This is a genomic window from Tractidigestivibacter scatoligenes (genome assembly GCF_001494635.1).
Classification (GTDB): Bacteria; Actinomycetota; Coriobacteriia; order Coriobacteriales; family Atopobiaceae; genus Tractidigestivibacter; species Tractidigestivibacter scatoligenes.
On sequence record NZ_LOJF01000001.1, the window covers coordinates 693,571 to 717,403 of the forward strand.

At 69.4% G+C, this 23,833-nt stretch carries 22 protein-coding genes; 17 read left to right on the forward strand and 5 right to left on the reverse strand.

Going from position 1 to position 23,833, the window contains the following annotated elements; translation table 11 throughout:
• The first annotated feature begins 88 nt into the window (after nucleotides 1-88).
• The 13 genes from AUL39_RS03090 (at nucleotide 89) to AUL39_RS03145 (ending at nucleotide 15,568) form a co-directional block, all read left to right on the forward strand.
• Nucleotides 89-940, forward strand: coding sequence for an ATP-binding protein (locus AUL39_RS03090; RefSeq protein WP_059053487.1), 852 nt, complete (start codon nucleotides 89-91; stop codon nucleotides 938-940).
• Between the two features lie 168 nt (nucleotides 941-1,108).
• The gene (locus tag AUL39_RS03095; protein WP_059053489.1) at nucleotides 1,109-1,810 is read left to right on the forward strand and encodes a hypothetical protein; all 702 of its coding nucleotides are present in this window, start codon (nucleotides 1,109-1,111) and stop codon (nucleotides 1,808-1,810) included.
• Nucleotides 1,807-3,621: a VirD4-like conjugal transfer protein, CD1115 family gene (locus AUL39_RS03100; RefSeq protein WP_174519237.1), complete on the forward strand. Its 1,815-nt coding sequence runs from the start codon at nucleotides 1,807-1,809 to the stop codon at nucleotides 3,619-3,621. Before AUL39_RS03095 ends, AUL39_RS03100 begins: the two co-directional genes overlap by 4 nt.
• Nucleotides 3,622-3,710: 89 nt before the next feature.
• Nucleotides 3,711-3,929 carry a hypothetical protein gene (locus AUL39_RS03105; RefSeq protein ID WP_059053491.1) on the forward strand — a complete coding sequence of 73 codons (219 nt, stop codon included), beginning with the start codon at nucleotides 3,711-3,713 and terminating at the stop codon, nucleotides 3,927-3,929.
• A gap of 10 nt (nucleotides 3,930-3,939) precedes the next feature.
• A complete protein-coding gene (locus AUL39_RS03110; protein ID WP_059053494.1) occupies nucleotides 3,940-4,356 on the forward strand; it encodes a PrgI family protein in 417 nt (138 codons plus the stop codon).
• On the forward strand, nucleotides 4,331-6,817 hold the full coding sequence (locus AUL39_RS03115) for a VirB4-like conjugal transfer ATPase, CD1110 family (protein ID WP_201783902.1): 2,487 nt from the start codon (nucleotides 4,331-4,333) through the stop codon (nucleotides 6,815-6,817). The genes AUL39_RS03110 and AUL39_RS03115 overlap by 26 nt, the downstream gene beginning before the upstream one ends.
• A 755-nt stretch (nucleotides 6,818-7,572) precedes the next feature.
• Nucleotides 7,573-8,547 (forward strand): NlpC/P60 family protein, encoded by a 975-nt coding sequence (locus AUL39_RS11025; protein WP_201783903.1) that lies wholly within the window; start codon nucleotides 7,573-7,575, stop codon nucleotides 8,545-8,547.
• Nucleotides 8,548-8,561: 14 nt separating this feature from the next.
• Complete coding sequence (locus tag AUL39_RS03125; RefSeq protein WP_059053500.1) at nucleotides 8,562-9,302, forward strand: hypothetical protein; 741 nt, start codon at nucleotides 8,562-8,564, stop codon at nucleotides 9,300-9,302.
• A gap of 2 nt (nucleotides 9,303-9,304) precedes the next feature.
• Entirely contained in the window at nucleotides 9,305-10,294 is a 990-nt protein-coding gene (locus AUL39_RS03130; RefSeq protein ID WP_059053502.1) for a conjugal transfer protein TrbL, read from the forward strand.
• 53 nt (nucleotides 10,295-10,347) lie between these two features.
• Nucleotides 10,348-10,854, forward strand: a complete 507-nt coding sequence (locus AUL39_RS03135) for a hypothetical protein (protein WP_059053504.1) — start codon at nucleotides 10,348-10,350, stop codon at nucleotides 10,852-10,854.
• Nucleotides 10,842-14,261: a VaFE repeat-containing surface-anchored protein gene (locus AUL39_RS03140; protein WP_153001544.1), complete on the forward strand. Its 3,420-nt coding sequence runs from the start codon at nucleotides 10,842-10,844 to the stop codon at nucleotides 14,259-14,261. The genes AUL39_RS03135 and AUL39_RS03140 overlap by 13 nt, the downstream gene beginning before the upstream one ends.
• On the forward strand, nucleotides 14,254-14,376 hold the full coding sequence (locus AUL39_RS11530) for a hypothetical protein (protein WP_268873216.1): 123 nt from the start codon (nucleotides 14,254-14,256) through the stop codon (nucleotides 14,374-14,376). Before AUL39_RS03140 ends, AUL39_RS11530 begins: the two co-directional genes overlap by 8 nt.
• A gap of 58 nt (nucleotides 14,377-14,434) precedes the next feature.
• Nucleotides 14,435-15,568, forward strand: a complete 1,134-nt coding sequence (locus AUL39_RS03145) for an ArdC family protein (protein ID WP_059053508.1) — start codon at nucleotides 14,435-14,437, stop codon at nucleotides 15,566-15,568.
• Here the strand turns inward: AUL39_RS03145 and AUL39_RS03150 are convergent.
• Nucleotides 15,565-16,938: a hypothetical protein gene (locus AUL39_RS03150; RefSeq protein WP_059053510.1), complete on the reverse strand. Its 1,374-nt coding sequence runs from the start codon at nucleotides 16,936-16,938 to the stop codon at nucleotides 15,565-15,567. The genes AUL39_RS03145 and AUL39_RS03150 overlap by 4 nt on opposite strands.
• 253 nt (nucleotides 16,939-17,191) lie before the next feature.
• On the reverse strand, nucleotides 17,192-17,425 hold the full coding sequence (locus AUL39_RS11030; protein WP_153001545.1) for a hypothetical protein: 234 nt from the start codon (nucleotides 17,423-17,425) through the stop codon (nucleotides 17,192-17,194).
• Between the two features lie 516 nt (nucleotides 17,426-17,941).
• Here AUL39_RS11030 and AUL39_RS03155 point away from each other — a divergent pair.
• From AUL39_RS03155 to AUL39_RS03170, 4 genes are all read left to right on the forward strand, one after another.
• Nucleotides 17,942-18,214, forward strand: coding sequence for an ECs_2282 family putative zinc-binding protein (locus AUL39_RS03155; RefSeq protein WP_059053511.1), 273 nt, complete (start codon nucleotides 17,942-17,944; stop codon nucleotides 18,212-18,214).
• Nucleotides 18,211-18,696, forward strand: a complete 486-nt coding sequence (locus AUL39_RS03160) for a hypothetical protein (RefSeq protein ID WP_059053513.1) — start codon at nucleotides 18,211-18,213, stop codon at nucleotides 18,694-18,696. Before AUL39_RS03155 ends, AUL39_RS03160 begins: the two co-directional genes overlap by 4 nt.
• 155 nt (nucleotides 18,697-18,851) lie before the next feature.
• Nucleotides 18,852-19,514, forward strand: coding sequence for a GNAT family N-acetyltransferase (locus AUL39_RS03165; RefSeq protein WP_059053515.1), 663 nt, complete (start codon nucleotides 18,852-18,854; stop codon nucleotides 19,512-19,514).
• Between the two features lie 101 nt (nucleotides 19,515-19,615).
• On the forward strand, nucleotides 19,616-21,382 hold the full coding sequence (locus AUL39_RS03170) for a GmrSD restriction endonuclease domain-containing protein (RefSeq protein ID WP_059053517.1): 1,767 nt from the start codon (nucleotides 19,616-19,618) through the stop codon (nucleotides 21,380-21,382).
• A 137-nt stretch (nucleotides 21,383-21,519) separates the two neighbouring features.
• On the opposite strand, the gene AUL39_RS03175 is transcribed toward AUL39_RS03170, so the two are convergent.
• The 3 genes from AUL39_RS03175 to AUL39_RS03185 are packed head-to-tail and all read right to left on the reverse strand — an operon-like array spanning nucleotide 21,520 to nucleotide 23,650.
• Nucleotides 21,520-22,044 carry a hypothetical protein gene (locus AUL39_RS03175; protein ID WP_059053520.1) on the reverse strand — a complete coding sequence of 175 codons (525 nt, stop codon included), beginning with the start codon at nucleotides 22,042-22,044 and terminating at the stop codon, nucleotides 21,520-21,522.
• A complete protein-coding gene (locus tag AUL39_RS03180; RefSeq protein WP_059053522.1) occupies nucleotides 22,041-23,243 on the reverse strand; it encodes a relaxase/mobilization nuclease domain-containing protein in 1,203 nt (400 codons plus the stop codon). The genes AUL39_RS03175 and AUL39_RS03180 overlap by 4 nt, the downstream gene beginning before the upstream one ends.
• The gene (locus AUL39_RS03185) at nucleotides 23,240-23,650 is read right to left on the reverse strand and encodes a hypothetical protein (protein WP_059053524.1); all 411 of its coding nucleotides are present in this window, start codon (nucleotides 23,648-23,650) and stop codon (nucleotides 23,240-23,242) included. The genes AUL39_RS03180 and AUL39_RS03185 overlap by 4 nt, the downstream gene beginning before the upstream one ends.
• Between the last annotated feature and the right edge of the window lie 183 nt (nucleotides 23,651-23,833).

Consider the following 23,833-nt stretch of genomic DNA (forward strand, 5'->3'; position numbering starts at 1 on the left):
ACGGGACGTCACGCCGCCAACCAGGCCTCCCATGACATCGCGTCAGCGGCAGGGGTGACGCGGCGTCACCCGATAAAAGAGGAGGGACATGAAAGGAGAGACAGCAAAGGCGCCAGACCCCAGGCGCTCGCTCATCGGGCCGGCCCAGGCGAGGGAGCTGGGGCTCGGCCCCGAGCCGCCCGCCGCACGCTGCCCGTTCTGCGGGAGGGCGCTCGAGGCGAGGGGCGTCGTCGTCGGCGAGAGGGTCGTGTGGGTCTCCAGGGAACGCTGCTCGTGCAGCGGCGCCGCCGCCGCCGAGGAGGAGTCGCGCCGCGCGGAGGGCGAGCGCCAGGCGCAAGACCGCGAGGCCCGCCTCGCACGGTGCGGGATAGGCCGCCGCTTCCGATCGGCGCTCCCCACGGACGAGGCGTGCGCGTCGTTCGCGATGGGGTACCGCCACGGCACAGGCAACGGCCTCTACATCCACGGCGGGATCGGCGTGGGCAAGACGTACAACGCCGCCGGCATCGCGTCCGTGCTCCTCGACCGGGGGGAGACCGTCGCCTTCACGACCTCGGTCGAGCTCCTCGCGAGGATCAGGGACACCTTCGATGACGCCTCACCGGCCCGCGCCGCCTCGGTCAAGGAGCGCTACCTCTCGTGCGAGGTGCTCGTGCTCGACGACCTGGGGAAGGAGACGCAGTCGCCCTGGACGGTCATGACGCTCTTCGAGCTGCTGAACGCGCGCTACGAGGGGATGCGATCCACGGTCATCACCACCCAGTACACCATGGACGAGCTCGAGGCGCGGCTCGCGAGGCGGGGCGAGGCGGAGACCGCGAGGGCGATAGTCTCGCGGATCAGGCAGACGTGCGACGACGTGAGGCTCGGCGGTCCGGACAAGCGGCGCGCCGCCGCCACGCCCACGCAGATGCGGAGAGTTTATGACGGGATACCCTAGGGAAGCCCGGGGAAGCCAGGCGCCCCGTCGGGCCGACACGCGCCGCCCCATCCCCTGTAGAAGGGTGTGGGGCGGCGTCGCCGCGGCGCCACACAGGACATGGCGGGGACTCGGCCGGGCGCGGCCGTCCCGGCGGCCCGCCCCTCACGCGATGAACGGGGGGCGGGCATGGCGGACGACTACGGCGACGACTCGGGACAGAGGCTCTACGACATGATCGTCCGCGCCGGCACGGTCGCCGCAGAGCGCTCCGGGCTCTCCGCGCGCGACGGCGCCATGGGCGAGACGGCCGCGAGGATCGAGGAGGCGCTCTCCGCGCTCAGGCGGCAGCTCGGCGACCAGGCGACGCCGGGGCCCGCGAGGGAGGAGCCGCGCGATGGCGCGACGCCCGAGTACGCCCGCCTCGACGTCCGCGAGCTCAAGGCCATCGACGGGTTCGAGGAACTCAAGGGGATCATCCACTCGGACCTCGAGGCGCACGGCGTCGGCAACGGCTTCATGGAGGGACGGGACGGCAGGACCGAGCTCGTCTTCAGGCTGGACGACGCGCCGAGGGTGGCCGAGTGCCTGGACCGCCTCATCGAGGAGACCCGCAGGGCCGCCGAGCGCGCTGAGCGCGACGCCCGCGCCCGCGACGACGGGGACCGCGACGAGAGGGGCCACGCCGACGAGGCGCGCGACGACGACCACACCGGCGAGACCCGCGGCGACGGGAAGGCCGTTGCCCGGAAGGACCGAGACGCGGAGCCCCTGGAGGACCGCGGCAGGCGCGCACGCGAGGCGTCGGAGGCCATGCGCGACGGGTCCGGCGCGCGCGACCGCGAGCGCGGGCGCGACCTAGCGCCCAGGCGCGAGGAGCGGTCAAAGTGAGCGCCGGCAAACCAAAGGGGACACTGGCCGCGGCCATCGGCTCCGCGGCCGCGTTCGACGCAGCCGACCTCCTCGCGGACCTCGCCGCCGCGTCCGGCGCGGACCCCGTCGGCGCCGTCGAGTCCGCCCTCGCCGGCCTTCCCGCGCACGCTCTCGCCCGGCACCTGCTGCCGGCGGCGGGACCCGCGCAGCTCGCCTGCGGCACTGTGGCGGCGTGCGCCGTGTGGGTCGCGTGGGCGCGCGCCCTCGCGCACTCCGGCAACTGGCGGCGCGGCGAGGAGGGCGGCAGCGCCCGCTGGGCGGACGCCCGCGAGATGCGCCCCTTCGCGGACCGCGCGCACCCCGACCACAACATCCTGCTCACGGAGGGCGTGTCCCTCGCGATGTCCCGGGACGACCACGACGCGCGCTACGAGCGCAACCGCAACGTGCTCGTGGTGGGCGGCTCCGGCTCGGGCAAGACGCGCGGCTACGTGCTCCCCAACATCATGCAGATGAACGCGTCCTACCTGGTCACCGACCCCAAGGGCACGCTCGAGCCCACCTGCGGGGCGATGCTGCGCGCCCACGGCTACCGCGTGGCGTGGCTCAACACCGTGGACTTCTCGCGCTCGAGCCACTACAACCCGCTCGCCTACGTGCGCACCCAGCAGGACGTGCTCGAGTTCGTCGACTGCCTCATAGAGAACACGAACGGCGAGAGGACGAGCTCGGCTGACCCCTTCTGGGAGAACGCCGAGCGGCTCCTGTACACCGCGCTCGTGGGGTACCTCGTCGAGCACTGCCCCGAGGCGGACCGCAACCTCCCGGGGCTCATGACGCTGCTGTCGCTCGCGGAGGCGAGGGACGAGGACGAGTCGTTCATGAGCCCCCTCGACGTGCTCTTCGAGGAGCTGCGAACCGGCTGCGCGTGCGTGCCCGTGCGCGAGGCCGCGGCGGGCGACGGCCGGTCTGTCACGCGCGGGCGCGGCCCGGGCGTGCGCTGGGTGCCCGTGACCGAGCCCGCCCAGGGCGACTTCTCGCTCTCGCGCTACCACGCGTTCAAGACGGCCGCGGGGAAGACCCTCAAGTCGATCATCATCAGCTGCAACGCCCGCCTGGGCAAGCTCGACTCCGCCGAGCTCCGCGAGGTCCTCTCGGACGACGACCTCGGGCTCGAGGGGATGGGCGACCCCGGAGCGCGCGTGGCGATCTTCGCGACGCCCTCCGAGACCAAGAGCACGTACAACTTCCTCTACGCGATCCTCGCGTGGCAGTGCGTGGGCAGGCTCTGCGACCGGGCGCTCGTGCGCTACGGGGGCTCGCTCCCGACGCCGGTGCACCTCGTGCTCGACGAGTTCTGCACCATCGGCAAGCTCCCCGACATCCAGACCACCATAGCCACCGTCCGGTCCAGGAACATCGGGATGACGCTCGTCGTGCAGTCGCTCTCGCAGCTCACCGCGCGCTACGGCGAGGACGCAGAGACCATAGCGGACTGCTGCGACACGACGCTCTTCCTCGGCGGCAAGTCCACCAAGACGAACAAGGCCATATCCGAGCAGGTGGGGCAGCAGACCGTCTCCACCCTCTCCAGCACCGAGAGCCGCGGGCCATCGGGAGGCTCCTCCAGGAGCTACCAGCACGAGGCCCGAGACCTCATACAGGCGTCCGAGGTCGGCAGGATGGACCGCCGCATGGCGATCCTCCTCGTCTCGGGATGCGACCCCGTGATGGACCGCAAGCTGAGCCCGGAGTCCCACCCCAGGGCGGGCGAGCTCTCGCGCGGCGCCCTCTCGGGCGGCGGGGAGGGGGCGGGACGGATGAAATGAGCCACGGCCGCGCGGGGACCCGGCGGCCGACCCGCGCCGCGGCCGGGAAAGGCCGCCGCAATGCAGGGATCCGACACGGGAGGGGTGCGATGCTCTCCAACATCATCAGGCTCGTCTCGGGGTGCGTCACGTTCCTCGGGAGCTTCCTCATCGTCTGGGGCGCGGTAGCCCTGGGAATCGCGATCAGGGGGCCCGAGGCGGGCGGCTCGCAGATAGCGAGCGCCATCTCGACCATCGCGGGCGGCGCCATCGTCGTCGCCGCGGCGGTCTACTTCGGGATGATCGACACGTCCTGGCTCCCGGCCTAGGGGGCCGGCCATGCCGCTCTCGGTCGCCGTCCACAAGGACATAGGCGAGTACCAGGAGAAGGTCGTCGGCAAGCTCAGCCTGCGCACGCTGCTGTGCGTCGCGGGCGGGCTCGCCACGTCGGTCGCCGCGGCGGCCGCGTGCCAGCTCCTGCTGGGCATCGAGGCCGCGGACGCGAGCCTGCCCGTCATGTGCGCGTCGCTGCCGTTCTGGCTCGCCGGGTTCTGGCGGCCGCACGGCATGCGGGCGGAGCGGTTCCTGCCGCTCCTGTGGGAGCACGCGACGGGCGACGGCGTGCTGCTCTACAGGGGCCCGGAGCCCCACCGGCTCCCGGACGTGCCGATCGCAGTTAGGACGACGCGCCGCCACAGGCGCCGCGCCAGGAGGAGGGGGGCGGAGCTCCGTGAGCCGAGCAAGGAAGGAAGCTAGCGGCGAGGGAAGGGGGCGCGGGCCGAGGCTGAGGCTCGCCGGCAGGGGCAAGTCCGTCGGGCAGCGCATGCGCGAGCAGGACCGCGAGCTCGCCGACGCCACCGCCGAGCAGAGGCGCCGCCGCCACGCGGCGCGCGGCGTCTACGACGCCATCGGGTTCGAGTCCATGTGGGCGGACGGGATCTGCGAGGTGGAGCGCGGGCTCTTCTCGCAGACCGTGGCCTTCTCGGACATCAGCTACCAGAGCGCCCGCAAGGAGGCGCAGGAGGCGGTCTTCTCCGCCTGGTGCCAGCTCCTGGACGGGTTCGGCGCCGACTCGTCGGTGCAGCTATCCATCACCAACACGCCGATCCCCGCGGAGGAGATCGGCAGCCGATCGTTCTTCGACGAGTCCGACCCGGTGACGGGGCGCTTCGCCGCCGAGTACAACCGCATCCTCAACGACAAGATGCGCGAGGGCATCTCGAACCTCGTGCGCACGCGCCACCTCACCTACGCGGTCGGGGCGCGCGACGTGGAGTCGGCCGTGCCCCGCCTCGCGAGGATCCGCGGCGAGGTCACCCAGGCGCTCCAGCGCGTGAGGTGCGAGGTCGAGCCCCTGGACGGGCCGGCGCGCCTCGAGGCGATGGGCGCCCTCATACGGCCGGGCCGCCGCATCCCGACGGACTGGTCGCTCCTCGCGGCGCACACGGGGCTCAGGGCGAAGGACCTGGTGTGCCCGGGCTGCATCGAGACCAAGCCCGGGGGCTCGGCCTCCAAGCTCCGCATCGACGGCACCTGGTGCCAGGCGCTCGTGTTCCGCTCGTTCGGCAGCGAGCTCATGGACCGCTGCATCGCCGAGATCGTGGACCTGCCGATCCCGCTCTCCGTCTCCATCCACGTGCAGGGCATGGACAAGGCGCGGGCGGTCTCCTTCGTGAAGCAGCGCCTCGCCTGGATGGACAAGGAGATCATCGACGAGCAGCGAGCCGCCGTGAAGCGCGGCTACGACTACACGATCCTGCCCTCGGAGCTGCGCTACTCCAAGGAGGAGGCGGAGGACCTCCTCGACGACCTGCAGAACAAGAACCAGCGGCTCTTCCGCTACACGGGGCTCGCATGGGCCTACGCCGACACGGAGGCCGAGCTCGACGAGCGCGTGCTCCAGATCACGCGCGCCGCGAGGTCGAACTCCATCGAGCTCGAGGCGCTCGACTACCGCCAGCGCGAGGGCATGAACTCGATCCTGCCCCTGGGCAACAACCACGTGGACGTGGGGCGCTTCATGACCACGGCGGAGATCGCCGTGCAGATGCCCTTCGCCACCCAGGAGCTCAACCAGGAGGGCGGCGGCTACTACGGGCAGAACAAGGAGAGCTCGAACCTCGTGATCTGCAACCGCAAGCGCCTCGCGAGCCCCATGGGCTACGTGGCGGGAAAGCCCGGCAGCGGAAAGTCCTTCTCGGTCAAGCGCGAGATCGAGAACACGATACTGGCGTACCCCGACGACCAGGTCATCGTCTTCGACCCGGCCGGCGAGTACTCCTCGGTCGTCGTGCCCAACGGCGGCACGTGCATCAGGCTCGGCCCGGACTCGGACGCCCACCTCAACCCGTTCGACCTCGCGGACGTGGAGGGCCACGCCACGGCCTCGCAGCGCGCCTTCAAGATAGACGCGTTCCTCGCGCTGTCCGGCGCGACCATGGCGGAGGGCCGGCAGGGCCTGCCCGAGGCGGACAAGTCCATCATCAGCCGCTGCGTCGAGGACGCCTACGAGCGCTGCGCCGCCGAGGGGCGCGTCCCCGTCCTCGCGGACCTCTACGAGGGCCTGCTCGCGCAGCCCGAGCCCGAGGCCAGGGGGATAGCGCTGCGCTACGAGCGCTACGTGCGCGGGGCCACCTCGTTCTTCAGCCACGAGAGCAACGTGGGGTTCGACGCGCGCATCACCTGCGTCGACCTGCGCGACCTCTCGCAGAACATGCGCACCTTCGGCATGCTCACGGCGCTGGAGAGCGTGCGCAACCGCATGTACGCCAACTTCGAGCGAGGCGTCACGACCTGGCTCTACATCGACGAGGTGCAGTCGCTCTTCGAGCACCCCTCGATCGTGAGCTACTTCTCGAAGTTCTGGGCCGAGGGCCGCAAGTTCAACCTGATCTGCACGGGCATCACGCAGAACTCCGTCTACATGCTGGAGCACGAGGAGGCCCGCAACATGGTCCTCAACTCCGACTTCGTGCTGCTCCACAAGCAGTCGCCGCTCGACCGCAGGGCCTGGGCTGACCTGCTGGGGCTCTCGGAGCGCGAGGAGGGATACATCGACGAGTCCGCCAAGCCCGGCGAGGGGCTCCTCATCGCCGGCGCCGCCCGCGTGCCCATAAAGGACGACTTCCCGAGGGGCCAGCTCTACGACCTCTTCAACACGAAGCCCGACGAGGTCGCCGAGCTCAAGCGCGCCTCTGGCGGGAGGGGCGCCAGATGAGCGCCGGCGCGAGGGACGCCGAGAGGAACCTGGCGTCCCAGGCCCCGGACCCGGCGTCCGTCGCCTTCGAGGGCAGGACCGACGCCGTGCGCGCGGGGATCGTGCGCGACGCGGAAGCGGAGCCCGCGCGGGCCCTCGGGGGCAGGCGCGGGCCCCGGCGCGGGCGCGGCGCGACCGCCCGCAGGCGGGCGGGGCGGACCGCGGGACCGATTGCCGCCGCACGCCGGGACGCCTTCGGGGCCGACGCGGACGGCGACGACGACCTCGGGGACGACTCGCTCCGCCGCGCCGCACGCTCGGCGCGCGACCGCGCAGTCCGCAGGGCCCGCGAGGGCGGCACCGGCCACGACGCCGCAGGCACGGGAGGCGCGCAGGCGGAGGCGACGGAGAGCGAGGCGCCGCCCGACCCGGCGGCGCAAGGCCAAACCACTGCCCGGAACGGCGCCGCGCCGCCCGCTGCCGCCACGGAGGGGAGGCCGCCCGCACCCGCCGCCACGCGGCGCGGCGCCGCCACGGGGGCCGCGAGGGTCGCGCGCGAGCCGCGCACGAGCGACTCGCTCTCGAGGCGCGGGCGCGGCAGGCGCCGTGGGGGCCTCCGCGAGTCCCGCGTGCGGCGCGCGATCCGCCGCGCCCGGGGGACCTCCGCCCCCGCGGGCGCGGCGGCCCAGGGGGCGGCAGCCGCACCGCCCGCGCGCAGGGGCGCCGCCGGCAAGGCCGCCGCCGCGTCCGGGGCGGCGCTGCCGCTCGCCGGAGCCGTGGCCGGGATCCTCGCGGCGGTGCTGGCCGCGACCCTCGTCTCGCAGTCCCTGGGGTCCGTGTTCGGGTTCTGGGAGCACGAGGACGAGGCGCGCCGCTCGGTGGAGGGGCTGCCGCCCTACGTAACCTACTCGATGGTGCTCGCCGCGCTCGAGTGCCAGGACGAGTACGGGCACCCCGCGGGGTGCACGCTCGCGCAGGTCATCGTCGAGTCCGGCGTGGGGGACCACCTATCCGGGCTCGCCACCCGCGACAACAACCTCTTCGGCATCAAGTGGGCTTCGAGCTTCGCCTCCTGCCCGGAGGTCACCGGGAAAGAGTCGTGGCAGACGAGCGAGGAGTACGGCGGCGCGAGCGTCACCGTCGCCGCCGCGTTCACGAGGTTCAGGTCCGCGGAGGACTGCATCAGGTTCCGCTCGCGCGTGCTGCTCCAGGCGGCCAACTACCGCGACAACGCCAAGATCCGGCAGGCCGTGGCGGCCCGCGACTCCGACCTCATGGCGGAGGGCCTCAAGGAGGCGGGCTACGCCACGTCGTCCTCCTACGTGGACTCGCTCAAGTCCGCGATGGACGCCTACGGGCTCAGGAGGTTCGACTCCATGACGGCGGCGGACCTCAAGGCGGCTGGGACCGCGGGCACCGGGGGTGGCGCCATCGTCGCCGCGGCCCAGACGCAGATCGGCACGCCCTACGTCTGGGGAGGGACGACGCCCTACAGGGCGCTCGACTGCTCCGGCCTCACGCAGTGGTGCTACGCGCAGGCGGGGATCCGGATCCCGCGCAACTCGGAGGACCAGGCGGCCGCCGGCACGCGCGTGCCGCTCTCGCAGGCCCAGCCCGGCGACATCCTCTGGAAGCCGGGCCACGTCGGCATCTACATAGGCGGCGACTCGTACATACACGCGCCGAAGCCCGGCGACCACGTGCTCGTGGGCACGGGCATCGGCTACTTCACCTGCGCGATCAGGTACTAGGAGGGAGAGGGGACATGGAGAGACGGAAGAGGGCCGTGGCGATAGCGGCGGCGGGGGCCGTCGCCGTCCTCGTGGCGGCCACGCTCGCGCGCTGCTCGGCGGCCAGGAGTGCGTCGGCGACGGACGCCGGGACCTCCGGGGCGACCGCGGCGCAGACGACGACCGACACAGCGGGGTCGGACGCGGGCGGGAGCGCCGGCGAGACGGGCGAGGCGGGGTCGTGCGCGTCGGCGCTCGAGTCCCGCGAGTGGATGGGCGCCGACGACGCGTCCGAGCGCCTCACGGCGTCCGGCGGCCGGATCGTCGAGACAGACGGGACGAACACCTACACCTCGAGCTACCGCGTGACGGAGGACTCCGCGGGGAGCTGCGAGCTCTCGATCACGCGCGCGGACGGCACCGTGGTGCAGGCGACCGCCACCATCACGGGCGACGGGGACGACGCGAGGCTGCGCTGCGAGCAGCTGCAGGTCGCCTTCGACTGGGTCCCGGCGCCGACCGACGGGGAGGTCCGCGTCACGGGCGTGGACGACGAGTACCTGTCGCTCGTGGGCGGGGACGAGACCGCGCTCGACGCCGCGGTCAGGCTCTGGGTCTCGATGCACGTGCCCGGCGCGTCGGAGGCCGCATTCGACGGCGAGGTCTTCCTCGACACGAACGAGGACCGCGTGACCGCGACCTTCACCTGCGACGACCCCGGCAGGACCGTCGTCTCGGTGGAGTGGTCCGGCGGCGCGTTCTCGGTGACGGGCTAGCCATGCGCGGAGCAAAGAGGGCGGGGGCCCTCCGGCTCGCCGCCGCCGCGGGGCTCGCGCTCGCCGTCGCGCTCCTCGTCCCGCACCCGGCCTTCGCCTCGATAGCCGACGACATCAACTCGTGGATGTGCGGGGTCCTGCGCGACACCTGCAACTGGATCTTCGCCGCCCAGGCGAGGGTGCTCGCGTCGATAGGGGTGGAGGGCGTGCTCTCCAAGCCCTTCTCGTCGATGCTCGGCACGGCGGGCGGAACGACGCTCGCCGAGATGGCGCGCGGCGCCTGGCAGGCGGCCGTCCTGCCCATCGGCTGCGGGGTCCTCTCCATGGTCTTCACGGCCCAGCTCGTGCACATCTCCCAGCGCATGGACGGCAACGCCTCCGTCCCGGCCATCAGGGAGGTCGTGTTCCTGCTCGTGTTCTTCGCCGTGAACCTCTTCCTCGTGCAGAACTCGTTCGAGCTCATGAGGGCCCTCTACGAGGTCGCGCGCCTCGCGATAACCCGCGTGACGGCGCTGTTCGGCACGGGCGGGGCCATGGACCTCTCGGCCGTCTCGATCGTGACCGAGGACGACGACGTGGCGGCGCTCCTCGCGATGGTCGTCGTCGCGCTCGTCAGCTGGCTCGTCGTGGTGGTCGCCTACGTGGTGGCCCTCGTCGTCACCTGGGCCAGGGCGATCCAGCTCTACGTGATGGCGGCGCTCAGCCCCATCCCGCTGGCGCTCCTGGGCCTGGACGAGACCAGGCAGATGGGGGTCGGCTACCTCAGGCAGTTCGCGTCCGTGTGCCTCGCGGGCCTCGTGATCACGCTGCTCCTCATAGCGTTCCCCGTCGTGCTCGGCGGGCTCAACGCGGCGAGCGCCGGCACCGGTACGCCCGTCGACTCGGTCGTGGGCGGGCTCAGCTACGCGCTCCAGTACCTCGCCATGTGCGTCCTGCTCGTGCTCTCGCTCGCGAAGAGCGGGGCATGGGCCAGGGACGCCCTCGGCGGGTAGCGAACAGGCTCCCAAAGGGCGGCCCGGGAGGGCCCGAAGGATAGGAGGAAGGAATGGAAGGAGAGAGGGACGGCCGGGTGGTGGTCACCCTGCACGAGAACTTCGTGCGGGAGCACATCCGCTACACGGACCGCAGGACCGGGGAGGAGCGCGAGTTCAACCAGGCCCGCGTCCCCTCCGGGACGGTCGTCGGGGGGACGGACTACGGCGGCTGGGAGTTCACGCCGCTGTCGGCGGGGCCGTCGGCCCTGCGCGGTGAGAGGTGGCGAGACCTGCCGCTCCCCGCGGACCGGCAGGTGCTCCTGCGCCGCTCGGTCCTCGACGCCGAGGGCAACCCCGTCCTCGGCGAGGACGGGAGGCGCGTGCGCGAGAGCGCGCGGGTCGACCCCGCCGAGCTCAGGGACGCGATCGTGGAGGGCCGTCGCCGCTGGGCGCGCGAGCACTCGCAGGGGCGGGCCCTGGGGACGCGCGCGAGCGAGGCGCGGGAGGGCTCGCGCGGCATCGCGGGGGACGCAAGACAGGCACGCGAGCAGGGAGGACGCGGGCAATGGGACGAGTGAGAAAGAGGGCGAGGGGAACGATCGCGCGGAGGGTGGTCGCGGCCATCGCATCGGCCGCGCTCGTGCTCAGCCAGGCCCTGGGCGCGCTGGCGCCCGCGGTGGCGTACGCCTCGACCGGGACCATGAGGGTGACGACGGAGACCAACGGCGGCGAGGGCTTCCTCTCGTTCGGGAGCGACTCCGGCAGCCAGCTCTTCTGCATCAGCCCCGAGGCGCACAACCCCACGGGGACCACGTTCACCAGGTGGGACTACACGGGCGAGGCCACGGGCATCCTGCCCGACCCGCACGCGCTGGCGTACCTCGTCCACATCATGGCGCCGGGCAACCCGCTCGGCCTCGAGAGGCCCGACCAGGCGATCAACGTGGCCGTGTGGATGCTCTGCGGCATGGACGTGGACCTCTCCAGCGGCGCCTACAGCGTCGGGAGGATGTCGGGCAACGTCTACAGCGGCGCCGGCGGCAGGGCGAGCCGCGCCGACGCGGGCAAGATCCAGGCGGCGGTCGCCGACGCACGCGCCCACGCGGGCAAGGCGGGCGCCTGGGACCGCGCGAGCAAGGTCTGGTACTCGCCGAACGGCACGGTCCAGAGCGTCGTAGAGGTGCTCCCCACGGGCGGCGTCGAGCTCACCAAGTCGTCCGCGAACCACGAGGTGTCCGACGCCAACGGCAGCTACTCGCTCGAGGGCGCGACCTACACCGTCTACTCCGACGAGGCCTGCACCCAGGCGGTCGCGACGATCGTCACCGACGCGAGCGGGCACGGCTCCGCCCAGGGGCTGAGCGCCGGGAGCTACTGGGCGAGGGAGACCAAGCCCGCGAGGAACTACGCGCTCTCGACCGACGTGATCCCCCTCACGGTAGAGGCGGGGAGGACCACCAAGGCCACGGCGACCGACGCCCCCCAGGTGAACCCGCTGGGGATCGTGCTCGCGAAGGCCGACGCGGAGACGGGCAAGGCGTCCCCGCTGGGCGCCGCGACGCTCAAGGGCGCCACCTTCGAGGTCCGCTACTACGACGGGCAGTACGACGAGGGGAGCCTCCCCGCGAAGGCCACCCGCATCTGGACAGTCACCACGGGCGAGGACGGCACCGCCGACCTCGGGTCCGCCACGGGCGACGCGCTCTACCGAGACTCCAGGGGCGAGGCCTGCGTGCCGGTGGGAACGGTCGCCATCACCGAGACCTCCGCCCCCAACGGATACCTGGGGGACGACGCCACCCACGTCGTCCACGTGACCGGCGAGGGCACCGCTGAGACCGTCTCCACCTACGCCACCCCCACGGTCGCCGAGCAGGTCAGGCGCGGCGACCTCGAGCTCGTGAAGGCCGAGTCCGGCAGCATGGCGCGCCTCGCGGGCGTCCCGTTCCGGATCACCTCCGCCACCACGGGAGAGTCCCACGTCATCGTGACCGACGAGAACGGCCAGGCGAGCACCGCGTCGTCCTGGACCGCCCACACCACGCGCACGAACGCCAACGACTCGGCGGGCGAGGGGTCCTGGGACGCCTCCGCGGGTGTGTGGTTCAGCGGCGCCGCGGACTCCCAGACCGCCCCGGACGACTCCAAGGGCGCGCTGCCCTACGACACGTACCACGTCGAGGAGCTCCCGTGCGCCGCGAACCAGGGGCTCCGCCTCGTGAGCATGACCGCGCGGGTCACGCGCGACGCCACCACCGTGGACCTCGGCACCGTCGACGACGACCAGGGCCCGCGCATAGCCACCACCCTCACCGGCGAGGGCGGAGAGCACCTGGCCGAGGCCGCCGAGCACGTCGAGCTCACCGACGAGGTCGAGTACGAGAACCTCGTGCCGGGGAAGGAGTACGAGCTCACGGGCACCCTCATGGACCGCGAGACCGGCAAGGCCGTGACCGGCGCGGACGGCAAGGCCGTCACTGCCACCGCAAGGCTCACCCCCAAGCTCTCCACGGGCAAGGCAAAGGTCACCTTCGAGTTCGACGCGACCGGGCTCGCCGGCCACTCCGTCGTGGCGTTCGAGGAGCTCAGCCAGGGCGGGAAGGCGGTGGCCACGCACGCCGACATCGACGACGAGGGACAGACGGTCCTGTTCCCGAAGATCGGCACCACCGCGGCGGACGCGGAGGACGGCTCCCACGACGCGGCTGCCGACGACGACGTGACCATCACGGACACGGTCGAGTACCAGAACCTCGTGCCCGGGAAGGAGTACGAGCTCACGGGCACCCTCATGGACCGCGAAACCGGCGAGGCCGTCAAGGACGCGAAGGGCGAGAGGGTCACCGCGACCACGAAGCTCACGCCCGAGGAGCCGAGCGGCAAGGCGACCGTCACGTTCAGGTTCGACGGCTCCGACCTCGCGGGCCGCACGGTAGTCGCCTTCGAGGAGCTCTCGCGCGACGGCCACGGGTACGCCACGCACGCCGACCTCGAGGACGAGGGGCAGAGCGTGGCGTTCCCCCAGGTCAGGACGACGGCAAGTGACGCGACGGACGGCGACAAGGTGGTAGACGCGGCGCCTGGCCAGCGCGTCGCCGACACCGTCTCCTACTCCAACGTCACCCCCGGGATTGAGTACAGGGTCAGGGGGCACCTGCTCGACGCCGAGACGGGCAAGGAGCTCGCCACGGCGGAGACGACCGTCACCCCCGAGTCCGCCGAGGGCACCGCCGAGGTCGCCTTCGACGTGGACGGCACCGGACTCGAAGGGAGGAAGCTCGTCTGCACGGAGGAGCTCTCCCGCGCGGGCAAGGTCGTCGCCACCCACGCCGACCTGAAGGACGAGGGACAGACCGTGAGCCTGCCCGGCATCCACACCACGGCGACCGACGCGGCGGACGGCGACCACGAGGCCACGGCCGCGGACAAGGTTGCCATCACGGACAGGGTCGAGTGGTCCGGGCTCGTCAAGGGCCGCGAGTACACGGTCACGGGCACGCTCATGGACAAGTCCACGGGCGAGAGGGTCACGGGAGGGGACGGCAGCCCCGTCACCGCCAGCGCCACCTTCACCGCGGACGCCGAGTCCGGCAGCACCGACGTCACGTTCGAGTTCGACGGCAGTGCGCTCGCCGGGCACGACGTGGTCGCCTTCGAGACCATCGCCCACGACGGGAGGACCGTGGCCACCCACGCCGACCTCGAGGACGAGGGGCAGACGGTGAGCATCACCGAGGCCCCGCCCGAGACCCCCAGGGAGGAGAAGGCCACCAAGGGCGGCGGCCAGCTGCCCAAGACGGGCGACGCCGGCGCGCCCCTGGCGGCAATCGCCGGCCTCTGCTCCGCCGCGGGGCTCTCCCTCGCGGGCGCACGCGCGCTCAGGCGCCGCGGACGCCGCGACGCGGACGGGGACGCCGGGATCCGGATCCGCCGCGGGCCCGCGACGGGACCGGACCCGCTCGGGGGAGGCGACGGCGATGAGTAACCCGTTCGTCCCGCTCATCTGGTTCTTCGCGGGGATGGCCACCGCGGGGACGGCCCTCATGGCGCTCGCGCTGTGCAGGGCGGCATCCGCGGGCGACGGCACCGACGGGGCATAGGCGAGGCGCGCAGGGCGGTCCCACGGGGCCGCCCTGCCACCGTGACAGGGGGATTCGCATGGCAAGGGACGCAGGGGGCAGCCGGGAGGCGATCGCCGAGGCGAGGCGCCAGGTCGTCGAGGAGATCTCCGCCGCGATGGAGCGAGGCGGGCTCGCCTGGGCGGCGGAGTGGAAGGGGTGCTGGTCGCCCGTGAACGCCGCCACGGGAAGGACCTACCGAGGAATGAACAGGCTCTCGCTCGCGGCGGCGATGCGCAGGGGCGGCTTCGACGACCCCAGGTGGTGCACGTTCAACCAGGCGAGGGATGCCGGCTGGCACGTGGCGAGGGGCGCCCGCTCGCCGGCGACGGTGGAGTTCTGGAGCTGGTACGTGCGCGTCCCGGGCTCCGGCGCCGTCACCCTCCAGAGGGCCGAGCAGCTCGTCCGCACGGGGAGACTCCCCGAGGAGGCGCTCAAGGACGCCTTCCTCCGCGGGAGGCTCCACCACGTGTTCAACGCCTCCCAGGTGGAGGGGATCGAGCCCTACGACCCGAGCGCGCACGCCCCGGAGAACGCCGAGGTGGAGCGCGTGGCGGACGAGCTCATCGAGTCGTCGAGGTGCCCGGTCCGCGAAGAGCGCGTAGACGAGGCGTACTATCGCCCCTCGACCGACACGATCACGCTCCCGCTCCGTTCGCAGTTCACCTCGATGGACGCCTTCGCGCGCACGCTGCTGCACGAGATGTGCCACTCGACGGCGCGCGAGGTCGGCCGCGAGGTCGAGCGGTCGGAGGAGGGATACGCCCGCGAGGAGCTCGTGGCGGAGCTGGGCTCCGCCTTCGCCGCGGCGGACGCGGACCTGGACATGGGCGCCTACGCCAACGCCGACATGGACAGGACGTTCCTCGAGAACCACGCCGCCTACCTGCAGAGCTGGCTCACCGCGATTCGCGACGACCCGTCCGCGCTCGCCAAGGCCGCCACCCAGGCGTCCAAGGCCGCGGACTTCGTCACGGACAGGAGGGAGAGGCTGGTGGCCTCGAGAGAGGATGCCGCAAGGGCAAATGCCCTCGATAGGGTGCCGCTCACATCGCGCGCGCGGTCCGCACGGGAGGCAACAGAGTCTGCGAGAAGCGTAAAGACAAATGCCAGAGGAATCGAGCCGCAAAATATTCGGCAGACGGCCGGACGTAAAGAGGCCCGGCTATCTTAGAGATACGTGTCGAACGAGACGATCAGAGCGTTGAGCAAGAGGATCAGCTTCACGCATACCGTACGGGTTACTGGCTTGTACATCATGCCGTGCTGGAGGAAGTTCCTGTTCAGGTCGTCCTCGACGGAACGGTCGAAGTCGTTTCCTTGTGCGAAGAAGTGATCAAACGAGGCAAAGGCTCCGAGAGCCTCAAATGCCTCTGGGTCAGTCGGGCGACATTGACTCTTCATCCTTTCTATGGGTTCCTTGGGCCTACGCTTGCCCCTTCGTCCCTCTCCCTTGCGCGCCCTGACGAGGAGCTCGCCCTCGATGAGCGCGCACAGCATCATCGCGCAGGGTTTGTAATGCTTGCTATCGAACAGCCAAAGGGCCTCTTCAAGGTCCCTTCTCTTACGTGCCTTCTCCGCCAGCCTTGCCCGCACCTTCACGAGGTGCCTCGGCGATGCGTATGAGCGCATGATCCTGTCGGCATCTTTGCGACTCCCCGGAACGTGGAGTAGGAGGTCTATCGGTGCCTCGGCGACAAAGACCCAGCCATATTCGCCCCACTTGACGAGTCCATCCTGAATCGAGTTCCAATCGAAACCGGGCAGCACTGCAAGTTGGTCGAGGACTGGCGGAATCGTCGACCTCAGCCTTGCGACGACCGCGTCAGCAATACCGCCATAGTGGCCCCAGACGCTTCTGAGCGCTTTCGCCATGCTGCCGACGGACGACTCGATGGCCTCGTTGTTGGCCGCCATCTTGGCTGCAATGTCTTTACCGAACTCTAGACTGCCTGGGAGCTGAAACTCTGATATCTGTCCTAGCTCCGAAGATACACTCGACGCTGTGGTAATGGCGTTCGCGAGGGTGCTGCCACTTGAGGTCAATTTCTGCATGATTGCAGCAATCCCGCCCATGGCAGAAGAGATGGCAGAATCCGTCGAGATGGCGGATTGAACAGTGCTGACCATGGCGCTCGAGAGCCGGTCAACGCCCGACATCTGTGTGACGATATCCTTCGTAAACCCTCGAAGCAGCTCTGAGGTTCCTTGGATATTCGCTATAGGGGGTTTCACCTCTGGCAGTTGGACAGCCGCGCCCATCGCCGCAATATGGTTTGCTGTCGCACTTACGTTTCGCGAGAGCGCGACGAGCCTCTCTCTGTCGATGCCGCCGAGTATGGAAACTGCTGGGCTGACGACCGTGCTTGCTGGCCTGCCTAGTTCTGCTTCGCCGCTCTCAGAGAAGGGCTCTTCCGCCTCAGCTCTGTTGCATTGAGGGAGATCTCTGGAAGCAGAGGCATCTTTCTCATGGTTACCGATTGAGATGGCTTCGCCGTTCCCCTGACGAGCCGTTACCTCCGATGCATCTGGATTGCTCTGCACGTCATTCGTTTGCTCCTCGATGAGGTACTCCGTTCACTAGCTGTCGATGTTTTGTGTAAGCTAACGCCTCAACGCCAAGAAATGTGCAGACTCAGCCGTGCCCACTACAAGCCGTTTACCCAGAAAGGATGCTTTGGTGGAGCCCGCGAAAGGACAACGGCACTAGCCTAGCTGTCGCTCCTGCTGGACGGTTCTCTAAATGCATATGCCCCGTGCCGCGCGAGACTAAAGGGTGTACGAAGTCAAGGAGTCGCTAGGAGATTCGCTGGGCGCCGAAGCTCCAGAGCAGCTCGTGGTACCTCGAAGCGCGCTCGTCGTCCGGGATGTCGGATGCGTCAGGAGCAAGATCAGGATCGATGCCGTCAACCATCTCTGACCACGTGCGCACCGTGCCGTCATCGCACTGGAACTCACTGTCGGGAGTCACAGTTTTGAATTCCTTGAGCTCTTCCGTCGCGATGCGAGGATTGGGATCGAGATTAGGCATACCTAGTTCTCCGTTTCAATCGGCATGAAAACGTCCCGTCGGTCCGACTGCGGTCGATACCAACCATGAACAGTAGTTTACAGTGCTGCCATAAGTTTTTCTTCAGATGTAACCGCAAACGTGGCGACCCTCACGCTAGGAGAATCGGAGCCCAATGCCGACGGCAAGCATCCCCTTGCGGTTACACAACCCCGAACAGCAGGAAGAAGAACAAGAGTAAGAGCTCGATGGAATATCATGCCGCCATTGTCTGCCTCCGCCAGTCGGCCACTCGATATCGTCTGGATCAATAATGACGTTACAAGAAGAATTTCCTGCTTTAGCAGACGGCCCCACCGCCGTGAGGGCTGAGCATTTGTCAGCTTCCCACAGGAGCAAGAATCAGGCCATGCAGAACAAGCGTTTGAGAAGCATGATCTTGCCTGTGAGGCGAGGCAGACACTACGAGAGAGTTTTGATGTCCCGGCATGGCTGTAAAGTGGTCGGAATAACGGAAAAGCCATGAACGGAGCGGCAATGGACGATTTGTCAATGCAGGTGAATCTCTCCTGTCCGACGTGCGGATGCACGGAGTTCAAGTTTGAGATTCTCGAGCAGGAACAGGACTATCCCGACGATTGGCCATTCACGTGTGCCCACTGCGGAAGGACCTTCACGTACGCCGAGCTCATAGAGTCGAACCAAGAGTCGATCAGCGTGGCCGTCGACGAAATGGGGGACGAGTTGGTAAGTGCGCTCTCCAAGGAGCTGGGGAGGGCCTTCAAGAAGCAGGGCTGGGATGTGAGGTGAAGGACTTGACGACCTTTTCCGAAGTGGTTCCCATCGCAATCTCGGCAATCAGTCTCGCGCTCTCAATTGTCGAGTTCATATTGAACTATCGTCTGCACAAGCGCGACGAGGAGCAGGGCGCCGAACTGCGAAGGCTGCAAGCACATCTTAGCGAACTGCAGCTCGAGAGAGAAGAAGAGGAAGCTCGCATGCGGGCGTCGTCCAAGGTGGAGGCCCGGCACGTACTGATGGGAGCGAAGTCTCATCGCATCAGGGTGTCGAATACCGGCGGCACGACGGTGACTGACATAACCTGCTCCTGCGAAGGTGGTCCCTACTATTTCCGGCAGGACAAGGAGCCATACGAGAGGTTGGAACCCGGCGAGAGCTTCGACGAGGTGGTCACCTTTGTCGGTGGCTCACCCAGCAAGTTTCACATCACCACGAGGTGGATTGACGCCGACGGGGCGGAGCGCAGCAGAGACAACATCATCTCCGTCTAGAAAGCGGAGGCAGCCTTTCGGAAGCGTGTTGACATGCATGCGCCATGCCGCCTTGTCCGCATTGCCCTGAGCGAGCTGCGTGTTGTGCGGTCGTTTCCGCTTGTCTTGGGATACGGCATGCAGGGGCTTGGACATGTAATGGGAGATGCCACATCATGAAGCAAACAGCAGGAGACTTCTTCGGTGCTGACGGGACGTTGACCGATACGGACCGAATCGTCCTGCGCGCACCCGTTCGCTCGGACCTGGCCTCTTACATCGGCACGTTTGCTCCCGGCCTCAGGGACGCGTACCTCGAGGAGGGCGAGAAGGGCCAGGAGCTACGTGAAGGCTACTGGTCTGACGTCATGTCCGAGGGCTCCCTCTTCTGCACCATCGTGGATGACGCCTGCCACGAACGCGCAGGGTTCTGCTGCATCGAAGACCTTGCCGACGAGGACCCGGAGATAGGGGTCCGCCTCCTTCCCGAATGGCGGGGAAGGGGCGTGGGGACGGACGCCGTGCGGGCGCTCATGCGCGGGGTCGAGCGCGTTTCCGGACCGCAGGCCTTCGTCGCCAAGATCGACTCGGGGAACGTCGCGAGCCAGCGCCTGTTCAGCGGGCTGGGGTTCGCCCCCGTGGGAGTCGACGCCCCGATATTCTCCGACCCGAGCCTCCTCGCCCTCATCGAGGAGAACAGCCTCGGCCTGATAGACGACCGCCTCCGGGCCCTGGCGAAGGAGCTCGGCGTCGAGCCCAGGACGCTCCTCTCGCACGCGCTCGTGTTCAGGCGGGAGCCTGACGCTCGAGGGACGGACGGGCCAGTGCGGCGGCATTAGGCCGGGGCCAGCGCCCATGCCATCCATTCGACGCGCCTTCGCGTGCCAGCGGCGCAATAGAATGGTTCCCGTGTATCCGTCGCGAGCCGTGGAGCGTGAGCATGGCAAACTCGATCTACAACCCCGTCACCCTCGAGGTGGGGAACATCCTGAAGGACGTCAAGTCGGGCAGGATCGGCCTGCCCGACCTGCAGAGGCCGTTCGTCTGGACCAACAGCAAGGTGAGGGACCTCCTCGACTCGATGCTCCGGGGGTACCCCATCGGCTACATCATGCTCTGGGACTCCCCGGCGGAGGACGACAAGAAGTCTCAGATCGGGGCGAACGAGAAGGCGTTCTCCGCCCCCAAGGACCTCGTCATAGACGGCCAGCAGCGCCTGACGGCCCTCCTCGCGGCGCTCTACGGCATCGAGGTGATGGACAAGAACTTCGAGCGACGCTCCATACGCATCGCCTACGACCCCATCGGCAGGGCATTCAAGAACGCCGACGCCTCGACGGAGAAGGACCCGCGCTGGATCTCCTCCGTCTCGGACGTGTTCGAGAGCAACCGGCTCAACGGCCTGAGCAAGTTCCGCCGCAAGTTCGTCAAGGCGATCAACGCCTCGAACGAGAAGAAGGGCGCCGCTCCGCTCACCGACGACGAGGAGGACGCCATCGAGCAGGGCCTCAACGACCTCCTCGGGCTCGAGCGCTACCTCCTGCCAACGCTGCAGATCAGCGAGAGCGCGGACGAGGAGATGGTCGCCGACATCTTCGTGAGGGTGAACTCGCAGGGCCAGACGCTCAAGCAGGACGACTTCATCATGACCCTGCTCTCCGTCTACGAGCCCGGGATGAGGAACCGCATCGAGGGGTTCTGCGAGGACAGCCACAGGCCCGCCAAGGGGACCTCGTACAACCCGCTCATCACGGTCACGCCCACGCACGTGATCAGGGCCACCGTGGGAGTCGGCTTCAAGCGCGGCCGCCTGCGCTACGCCTACCAGATCCTGAGGGGGAGAGACCTCGAGACCAAGGAGACCTCGCCCGAGACGAGGGAGAAGAGCTTCGAGACCTTCGGGGCGGCGCTCGACAGGGTCCTCGACCTCAACAACTGGCACGCCTTCATCAACACCGTGGGCGAGGCGGGGTACGTGTCGTCGTCGCAGATCTCCTCCGACAACGCGCTCATGTACAACTACGCCCTCTACCTCATCGGCAGGCACGAGTTCGGCATGGACCCGCTCTCGCTCAAGAGGCTGGCGAGGAGGTGGTTCTTCGCCTCGAGCCTCACGGGGTACTACGTCGGGTCGTTCGAGACGGTCTTCGAGCGCCAGCTGGTCGAAATCTCGAGGATGGGGACCGCCGAGGAGTTCGTCGGCTACTTCGACCGCAGCATCTCCGCCCTCCTCACGGACGACTACTTCGAGCAGACCCTCGTGAACGAGCTCGACGCGCGCGAGGCCAACGGCCCGTCGTGGCACGGCTTCGTCGCCGCGCAGGTCGTCCTCGGGTGCAAGGCACTCTTCAGCACGATGCCGATCTCCCAGCTGATCACCATCGGCTCGTCGGGGTCGAAGAATGCCGTCGACAAGCACCACATCTTCCCGGACCACTACCTGGAGGAGAGGGGATACCTCGGCAACAGGAGCAACAGGGCGAACTTCACGCTCGTCGACTACCAGAACAACATCTACATCTCGGACGACGCCCCCTCGGAGTACGTCGCCAGGTACCGCAAGGACTTGGGGGAGGACGAGTACGAGCGCAACTGCCGCGAGCACGCGCTCCCGCTCGGCTTCGAGAACATGGACTACGAGGAGTTCCTGGGTAAGAGGCGCGTGCTCATGGCGAGGCTGATCAAGGAGGCGTTCGAGAGGCTGTGATCGAGCGGGCTCACGCCGCTTCCTCGTTAGAGCCCCTCCTCACACCCAGAAGAGCACGACCCTGCAGAGCCAGCGGAAGAACGAGAACACGAGCCTGAGCAGTCTTCTTGCCATGGTTGCCCCCTCCTGCCGGACGGCTATCCCACCTCGTCTGGGACGATAGCATCGTGGCGGGACAGGAATTGGTAGCTCGCCCGCGTCATGCCCATGAGCGAGAGTGCACCATCCATGCCGAGGCCGTCGTCCGCGTCCGCGAGGTGTCCGAGCAGCCATACGGCCCTCCTCGCGAGGGACATCCCCTCGACCGGGGGCTCGTAGAGGAGCGAGAGTAGCTCGGAGAGCCTGCGCTCGTCGACGAGGTCCGGCCCCACGCGCGTGAGCCAGCGCGTGCCGTCGACGTCGCACGACCTCACGCGCGCGAGCTCGTCCTCCGAGAGCAGGTGCGCCCTGCAGCCGGCGCGCCTGGGGGCGAGCTGCTCGTCACCGCCGCCGCTGCACGCGGAGTCGTACCAGCTGAGCTCGGCCCACATGCCGTCGCCCTCCACGAGCCGGACGGCAACGTCGGTCATCGCGTCCGGCGCACCGAGCGCCCCGGCGGTGGTGAGAGCCGTCGTGTCGAACTCCTCGAGTCCGCCGTCCTCGTACCAGACCGTGATCCTCACCTTGAGTCGCCCCTCTCCCCGCGGCCGTCCCTCCGGACCTCCCGCTGCCTCCGTCCCGTGCCGTCCGTGTGAGGCGTGCCGCCTGCGACGGTGGAGCGCCTCTTGGTTGCGTGGCGCTTCGAGGCCCTCGCGCTTCCGCTGGTGCGTGGTGCCGCCTCGGGTAGGAGTCCGTGCTCCTCGCAGCACTCCCGCACGTCAGAGAGGAGCCTGGCGTCCTTGGCGCGCCCCTCCGCCTCCGCCTTCGCGATTGCCGCGTCGATGCCATGCAGGCTCCTGAGCCCCCTAGACCGAACCGCCTCGACGGCGGAGGCGACCCTCGCGAGCTCCGAGAGGTCGCGCACCTCGACGGCGTCCCTGGCGGCCGCGACGGCGTCGAACGCCACCTGACGCGGGAGGGCGGCAGACGCCATGCGCGCCCTCACGCCCTCCCTCGTGTAGGCGGTGCCGAGCCTCGCGCCCGACACCTGACGAGACGTCATGCCAGCGAGCTGGTAGACCCAGCCGCCGCCCGTCCTAGCGCTGGCGGGCCTCGCCTCCACGCCGAGCCCCTCGAGGGCCTGCAGGAACTCCCGCTCGCTCGTGGAGGTGTCCCTGGCGACGGCGACGCGCGAGCGGATGTCCGCGACCCACGAGTAGGCGTCGCGTCCCGAGATCGCCCGCTCCTGCCTGCCCTCGGCGCGCCTCTGCGTGTGGTCATCCGTCCTGGGCCCGCCGTCCACGCGACCGCGGAAGTGCGAGAGGCCGAGCCCGCAGGAGATCTCCTGGAGCGACCCGTTCAGGGCGCCGGGGTCGGGGTCCTGCAGCCTGCGGCCCGTCTCGAGGTTGGTGTTGTTGACGACGACGTGGGCGTGGGGGACGTGGTTCTGGTTGTCGTCGTGGTAGACGATCGCGATCTCGTGGTCGGGGAAGCTCCGCCGCGCCCACTCGGTGGCGAGCTCCCTCAGGGCGTCCAGGCCGATGCCGTCCTCCGGTGAGGGGGACACGACGTAGTGCTTGAACGTCCGAGCGCGCCTGTCGCCCCATGCGCGGTCGTTGCCGGCGAGCCTCCTCGTGCGGTCCATCTCCGCTGCCCAGTCCTCGCAGAGCGCGGGGTCTCCCAGGTTCAGGAGGTCCACGGCGAGCGCGCGCCCGCCCCTCTCGAGGTAGCGCCTGATCCCGCCGGCGCCGGTGTGTCCGGATATGGCCTTGAGGTACGTCACGGCCGCATCCGCAGGGCCTGCCTGCCGGCGAGCCGCCCCAGGCCCTCCTGGACGGCCCGCGCCCCCTCCGAGACGGCGGCGAGGTCCCACCTCACGCCCTCGAGGGCCTCCGCGAGCGCGGCGGGGTCCACCTCCTGCTCCCGGCAGGACTTGGCGATGCCGTTCAGGGCGTGCGCGCACTGGTTCAGGAGGTAGCCGAGCGAGCGCACGTCGCGCTCGATGCGCACGGCGGTCCGCGGGTCCACGAGCACCTGGCCCGCGTCGCCGGCGTCCGACTGGGCGGCAGCGCGCACGAGGGTGCGCACGAGCTCCGCCCTGCCCATGCCGAAGCGCGCGGCGGCGTCGCGCAGTGCCCGCTCGTCGCCTTCGCCGAGCCTGAGCTCGAACCTGGAGGTGTACCTGCCCATGGCCCTCCCGGGGGAAGGGGTGGGGGCTGTGACGTGCCTGGCGCGGTACGTACAAGTATAGGGGCGCGGGGGATCCCCCGCGAGGAGACCCCATGACGGGACGTCATGGGGCGACGGTTGCGAGGCAGTGCGCCGGCCCGTGCGGGCGAGGTGCCGCGCGAGGGCGCCGTGGACCCCACTAAC

Coding starts and splice junctions, on each gene's coding strand:
- AUL39_RS03090 (WP_059053487.1), top strand. CDS start 89: ATGAAAGGAGAGACAGCAAAGGCGCCAGACCCCAGGCGCTCGCTCATC.
- AUL39_RS03155 (WP_059053511.1), top strand. CDS start 17,942: ATGGACGATTTGTCAATGCAGGTGAATCTCTCCTGTCCGACGTGCGGA.
- AUL39_RS03170 (WP_059053517.1), top strand. CDS start 19,616: ATGGCAAACTCGATCTACAACCCCGTCACCCTCGAGGTGGGGAACATC.
- AUL39_RS03135 (WP_059053504.1), top strand. CDS start 10,348: ATGGAAGGAGAGAGGGACGGCCGGGTGGTGGTCACCCTGCACGAGAAC.
- AUL39_RS03110 (WP_059053494.1), top strand. CDS start 3,940: ATGCCGCTCTCGGTCGCCGTCCACAAGGACATAGGCGAGTACCAGGAG.
- AUL39_RS03105 (WP_059053491.1), top strand. CDS start 3,711: ATGCTCTCCAACATCATCAGGCTCGTCTCGGGGTGCGTCACGTTCCTC.
- AUL39_RS03145 (WP_059053508.1), top strand. CDS start 14,435: ATGGCAAGGGACGCAGGGGGCAGCCGGGAGGCGATCGCCGAGGCGAGG.
- AUL39_RS03130 (WP_059053502.1), top strand. CDS start 9,305: ATGCGCGGAGCAAAGAGGGCGGGGGCCCTCCGGCTCGCCGCCGCCGCG.
- AUL39_RS03125 (WP_059053500.1), top strand. CDS start 8,562: ATGGAGAGACGGAAGAGGGCCGTGGCGATAGCGGCGGCGGGGGCCGTC.
- AUL39_RS11030 (WP_153001545.1), bottom strand. CDS start 17,425: ATGCCTAATCTCGATCCCAATCCTCGCATCGCGACGGAAGAGCTCAAG.
- AUL39_RS03140 (WP_153001544.1), top strand. CDS start 10,842: ATGGGACGAGTGAGAAAGAGGGCGAGGGGAACGATCGCGCGGAGGGTG.
- AUL39_RS03185 (WP_059053524.1), bottom strand. CDS start 23,650: ATGGGCAGGTACACCTCCAGGTTCGAGCTCAGGCTCGGCGAAGGCGAC.
- AUL39_RS03095 (WP_059053489.1), top strand. CDS start 1,109: ATGGCGGACGACTACGGCGACGACTCGGGACAGAGGCTCTACGACATG.
- AUL39_RS11530 (WP_268873216.1), top strand. CDS start 14,254: ATGAGTAACCCGTTCGTCCCGCTCATCTGGTTCTTCGCGGGGATGGCC.
- AUL39_RS03165 (WP_059053515.1), top strand. CDS start 18,852: ATGAAGCAAACAGCAGGAGACTTCTTCGGTGCTGACGGGACGTTGACC.